Raw genomic sequence first — 5,891 nt, 5'->3', positions numbered from 1 at the left:
AATTTTACAAATCAAACAATAAATAAAAAAATAAATTTAGGTTTAGATTTGCAAGGTGGGTCTTACTTATTATTAGAAATTGATAATAAACCTGTAGTCCAACAAAAACTCCAAAACTTAACTACAACAATAAGAAGTTACTTCAAAGATAACAATATAAATATATTTTATATATTTATAGAGAAAGAAAGCATTTATTTTAAAGTAGATGATCTAAACAAAGAAAAAGTTATATCTACGTTCAAAGATGAAGAAAGTGAAATTAATCCTTATTATCCAAGATTTAAATCACATCAATTAGATATAACTGATGAAAACAATAGATTAAAATTATCATTTTCTAGACAAGGTTTAATTGAATTAAAAACTTCATCACAAGATCAAGCAATCGAAATTGTTAGAAGACGTATAGATGAAATTGGTACAAATGAACCAAACATTTTAAAAAGAGGTAATAATAGAATTTTAGTTGAGTTACCTGGTCTTGATGATCCTATGAGAATTAAATCATTATTAGGTAAAACAGCTAACTTAACCTTCAGATTTGTTACACAAAATGATTCTGAAACTTTTGGTGTTGAAAAACTAGTTTATGAAAATAGTTCTGAGGAAGCTCTAGTTAGTAAAAGAATTATCTTAAGTGGTGAAAATTTATTAGATGCACAACCAAGGATGGATACTCAGACAAATGAAACAGTTGTTTCTTTTACATTAGATCGAGTTGGTGCAAAAAGATTTGGTAAAGCAACTTCAACAGGAATTGGTAAGCAATTAGCTATTATTTTAGACGGAAAAATTATAAGTGCTCCAGTAATTCAAGACGCAATTGTAAGTGGTAATGGTCAGATAAGTGGTGGCTTCACATTTCAATCAGCTACAGATTTAGCATTATTATTAAGATCTGGTGCTTTACCCGCACCTATGAATATAATTGAAGAAAGAACTGTAGGACCTGATTTAGGTCAAGATTCAATAGATGCAGGTATTTTTGCTTTAATTATTGGATCGATATTAGTTTTAGTTTTTATGTTTATAAAATATCGAATATTTGGCTTAATTACTAATATCACATTGATACTTAATTTAATTATCTTAATGGGAGTTTTAACTCTATTTGAAGCAACACTAACTTTACCAGGTATTGCTGGTATTATTTTAACTGTAGGTATGGCAGTTGATGCAAACGTACTTATCTTTGAGAGAATAAAAGAAGAATTAAAGAATGAAAAAAATAATATAATTGCTTTTGATAGTGGTTATACAAAGTCAAGAACTGCAATTATTGATGCCAATATAACAACTTTACTTGCTGCAATAATATTATTTTTCATGGGATCTGGTCCTATAAAAGGTTTTTCAATTACTCTTGGTGTTGGAATATTTACAACATTATTTTCTGTGTATTTCATTGCTAGGTTGTTAACTAGTTTATACGTATCTAAAAATAAGGATAAAGAGGCATTAATAAGATGATATCTTTTAATAAATACTACAATCTATTTAATATAGTTTCAGTTATTTTAGTAGTTTCATCTATTTTATTACTAGTATTTAAAGGATTAAATTTTGGTATTGATTTTAAAGGTGGAACATTAATCGAATTGAGAGCAGCGGATAAAAAAATTAATATTTCTTCATTAAGAGACTCTTTGAATAATATGGACCTTGGTGATGTATCAGTTAAAAATTTTGGTAATGAAACTGATTTCTTAATAAAATTTGAAAATAACTCTAAGAAAAATATTATTGAAGATATAAAAAATAATTTAGAAAATTCATTTGGTAATACATTCAACTTCAGAAGGGTAGAAAACGTTGGTCCTAAAGTTAGTAGTGAATTATTAAGATCAGGAATAATAGCTATATCTGTAGCATTAGCTGTAATGTTGTTTTATATTTGGATTAGATTTGAATGGCAGTTTAGTTTAGGAGCCATATTAGCTTTATTTCACGATGTATTTGTAACACTTGGTTTTTTTTCATTATTCAGTTTGGAAATAAATCTTTCAATTATAGCAGCTGTTTTAACAATAGTAGGTTACTCCATGAATGATACTGTTGTTATTTATGACAGAGTTAGAGAAAATTTACGAAAATATTCAGATATAAAAATATTTGAATTAACAAATATTTCAATAAACGAAACACTTTCAAGAACGATTATTACATCAGCAACAACTTTATTTGCATTATTAGCAATATATTTTTTTGGTGGAGAAATTTTAAAAGGTTTTTCTTTAGCGATGATTTTAGGTGTTGTATTTGGAACTTATTCATCAATCTATATAGCAAATACAGTTCTTGTGAGATTAAACGTAACTCAAAAAACAGTTCTAAGAGAAGATAAAGAGTAACTTAATATAAGTTTTGAGCTGCAACCATTGTTAATAACATTGGTAATGATAACAATGTGTTTGTTCTAGAAAACAACATAGCAGTTTTTGCTGATTTTGCTTTTAATTCAGGATCACATTCAACTATACCTAAAGCTCGTTTTTGATTTGGCCATATTACAAACCATACGTTAAATGCCATCACTAAACCAAGCCACATTCCAATACCTATAGCGGTATGTTTTGGAATACCTGATCCAATGCTTAAAGTCATTGCATCATGAAGATATCCATTTAAGCCTGCTAGAATTAAACCAGATAAAATAGTAAAAGCAGCAGCCCATCTAAAATAAAATAGAGCAGCAGGCGCAATAACTTTACCTATAGCAGGTTTTTGTTCATCTGGAATTTTTCCCATATTTGGAATTTGAACAAAATTGAAATACCACAATAAACCAATCCACATTATTCCAACTACAACATGAACATATCTAGCTATCCAGCTCCAAAAAGCTCTATCAAAACCAAAACCATCGTTTTGCATAAATAGACCTAAAAATAAGATAATTGCTAATGCAAGAGAGGCATGAATTGTTTTCGATAATGAAGATAGTAAATTTGACATGATTCTTATTTTATACACTAAAATTAATGAAATTTTAATTATAAATTAGTTCAAAAGGGGTTTTAAAAATTTACCTGTATAACTCTCTTTAATTTTGACAATTTCCTCAGGCTTTCCTTCTGCTATGATTTTTCCACCTTTTACGCCGCCCTCGGGACCCATATCTACAATATAATCAGCTGTTTTAATAACATCTAAATTGTGCTCAATTACTACGACTGAATTACCTAATGCAACAAAAGTGTGAAGAATTTCCAATAATTTTTTAATATCATGTTGATGTAATCCTGTGGTCGGTTCATCAAGAATATACATCGTTCTCCCTGTAGATCTTTTTGAAAGTTCTTTAGCAAGTTTTATTCTTTGAGCTTCTCCTCCAGATAGAGTAGTGGCCTGTTGTCCTATTTTTATATAGCCTAAACCTACTTTTTTAAGAGTTAGAAGTTTTGATTTTATATTTGAAATATTTTCAAAATACTCACATCCTTCATCAACAGTCATATTCAATACATCTGCAATACTTTTATCTTTAAATTTTATTTCAAGAGTCTCTCTATTGTATCGTGTTCCTTTACATTCATCACATTGAATATATACATCAGGCAAGAAGTGCATTTCATAAGTAATAACACCATCACCTTCACAAGCTTCACATCTTCCACCTTTAACATTAAATGAAAACCTTCCAGGCTTGTATCCCCTTGATTTAGATTCTGGTAAAGCTGTAAACCAATCTCTTATTGGACCAAATGCTCCAGTATATGTGGCAGGATTTGATCTTGGAGTTCTACCAATAGGTGATTGATCTATATCAATTATCTTATCAACTAGTTCAGTGCCTTTAAATCCTTTGAATGGTTTTGGAATTTTTCTAGATTTGTTATTATTTAAAGCAAGGTTGAGAGCATTATATAGTGTTTGTAAAACTAATGTTGATTTACCACTACCGGATACACCAGTTACACATGTGAGACTGCCAAGTGGTATTTTCAAATTTACATTATCAAGATTATTACCTGATGCACCGGTAATTTCTAAAAACCTTCCATTTTTTGCAAGCCTTCTTTTTTTAGGAACATCTATTCTAAATTTATTTGATAAATATTTTCCTGTTATACTTTCTTTGTTAGCAGTAATTTCTTTTATTGTACCTTGAGCGATAACTTCACCGCCTTTACTTCCAGCTTCTGGACCTAAATCAATAATATGATCAGCATTTTCCATTGTTTCAGTATCATGTTCAACAACAATAACTGTATTACCTAGATCTCTTAATCTTTTTAAAGCACTAATCAATTTAACATTATCTTTTTGATGAAGACCTATAGATGGTTCATCTAATACATAAAGTACACCAGTTAAACCTGAACCAATTTGTGATGCCAATCTAATTCTCTGAGCTTCACCACCAGAAAGAGTGCTAGACTCTCTTGATAGTGTTAAATAATCTAATCCAACATTTAATAAAAATTTTAGTCTTTCATTAATTTCTTTTAGAATATGTTCAGCAATTTTTAGTTGTCTTTTGTCTAATGTTTTTTCTAAGTCATTAAACCATTTAGCTGCATCACTTATGGATTTTTCGGTTACTTCACTTATATGTAAATTATCAATTTTTACACATAAAGCTTCATCCTTTAGCCTATGTCCATTACATCTTTCACATTTTGTATCTGATTGATATTGAGCGATTTCCTCTCTTTTCCAATCACTATCTGTTTCTAGATAACGTCGCTCAAGGTTGTTAATTACTCCTTCAAATGTTTTTTTATGTGAATATTTTTCATACCCATCATCATAATTAAACTTTATTTCCTCATCATCAGATCCATATAAAATAATATCTTTAATTTTTTTGGGTATTTTGTTCCACTTATCCTCTAATGAAAAACCATAATGTTTAGCCAAAGAAGCTAGAGTTTGTGCGTAATACATTGTTGTTGTTTTAGCCCAAGGTTCTATAGCACCATCAGCTATACTTTTTTTATCATTGGGAATTACCAGATTTGGATCTACATTTAATTTTACACCTATACCTTCACATTCTTCACATGCACCAAATGGACTATTGAATGAAAATAATCTTGGTTCTATTTCTTCAATTGTAAAACCACTTTCAGGACAAGCAAATTTTGTTGAAAAGATTAAGCTTTCTATTTTCCTAAATTTTTTAGGAAGTGTTTCATCTTCATATTCAACAAATAATAAACCATTTGCAAGATTTACCGCTGTTTCAATACTTTCTGCTAATCTATTTCCTAATGAGGAATTTAATACAATTCTATCAACTAAAATTGAAATATCATGTTTAACTTTTTTATTTAATTCAGGAGATTGATCAATATCGTATAAGACATTATCAATTTTAATCTTCCTAAATCCTCTTCTTTTATAACTTTGAATTTCTTTTTTATATTCTCCTTTTCTGCCTCTAACGACAGGAGCATATAAATATATTGTAGATTTTTTTGGGAGCTCTTTAATTTTGTCTACTATTTGGGAAATAGTTTGAGATGTAATTGGTTTACCTGTAAAAGGAGAGTAGGGAATACCAGCTCTCGCATACAAGACACGCATATAATCATAAATTTCAGTTACTGTAGCAACCGTTGATCTTGGATTTTTAGATGTGTTTTTTTGTTCAATAGATATTGCAGGACTTAAACCCTCAATAAGGTCCACATTAGGTTTTTTCATTTTATCTAAAAACTGTCTTGCATATGCAGAAAGACTTTCAACATATCTTCTTTGCCCTTCGGCATAAATTGTATCGAATGCTAATGAAGATTTTCCTGATCCAGATAACCCTGTTATTACCACAAATTTATCTTTTGGAATTTCAAGGGAGACATTTTTTAAATTATGTTCTTTTGCCCCCTTAATAAGTATCTTTTTGATCATAAATTTTTGTTGCTTTGTCTAATAAAATTATT

At 29.2% G+C, this 5,891-nt stretch carries 4 protein-coding genes; 2 read left to right on the top strand and 2 right to left on the bottom strand.

What is annotated here, in order from left to right:
* Both secD and secF read left to right on the top strand, forming a co-directional pair.
* Nucleotides 1-1,473 (top strand): protein translocase subunit SecD (gene secD, locus ACTT9D_RS06620; protein ID WP_440930994.1); only part of this gene is annotated, 1,473 nt, incomplete at its 5' end.
* Nucleotides 1,470-2,354, top strand: a complete 885-nt coding sequence (gene secF / locus ACTT9D_RS06615) for a protein translocase subunit SecF (protein ID WP_440930993.1) — start codon at nucleotides 1,470-1,472, stop codon at nucleotides 2,352-2,354. The genes secD and secF, both read left to right, overlap by 4 nt.
* Nucleotide 2,355: 1 nt before the next feature.
* Here the strand turns inward: secF and ACTT9D_RS06610 are convergent, their stop codons facing one another.
* Both ACTT9D_RS06610 and uvrA read right to left on the bottom strand, forming a co-directional pair.
* Nucleotides 2,356-2,958 (bottom strand): urate hydroxylase PuuD, encoded by a 603-nt coding sequence (locus ACTT9D_RS06610; protein ID WP_440930992.1) that lies wholly within the window; start codon nucleotides 2,956-2,958, stop codon nucleotides 2,356-2,358.
* Nucleotides 2,959-3,003: 45 nt separating this feature from the next.
* Nucleotides 3,004-5,859: an excinuclease ABC subunit UvrA gene (gene uvrA / locus ACTT9D_RS06605; RefSeq protein ID WP_440930991.1), complete on the bottom strand. Its 2,856-nt coding sequence runs from the start codon at nucleotides 5,857-5,859 to the stop codon at nucleotides 3,004-3,006.
* Nucleotides 5,860-5,891 lie beyond the last annotated feature (32 nt).

The organism is Candidatus Pelagibacter sp. (assembly GCF_052049815.1).
Taxonomy (GTDB): Bacteria; Pseudomonadota; Alphaproteobacteria; order Pelagibacterales; family Pelagibacteraceae; genus Pelagibacter.
This window is presented reverse-complemented; position numbering and strand designations above follow the sequence as displayed.

Excerpts from the sequence above, each read along its gene's own strand:
- secF (WP_440930993.1), top strand. The coding sequence starts at position 1,470 with ATGATATCTTTTAATAAATACTACAATCTATTTAATATAGTTTCAGTT.
- ACTT9D_RS06610 (WP_440930992.1), bottom strand. The coding sequence starts at position 2,958 with ATGTCAAATTTACTATCTTCATTATCGAAAACAATTCATGCCTCTCTT.
- uvrA (WP_440930991.1), bottom strand. The coding sequence starts at position 5,859 with ATGATCAAAAAGATACTTATTAAGGGGGCAAAAGAACATAATTTAAAA.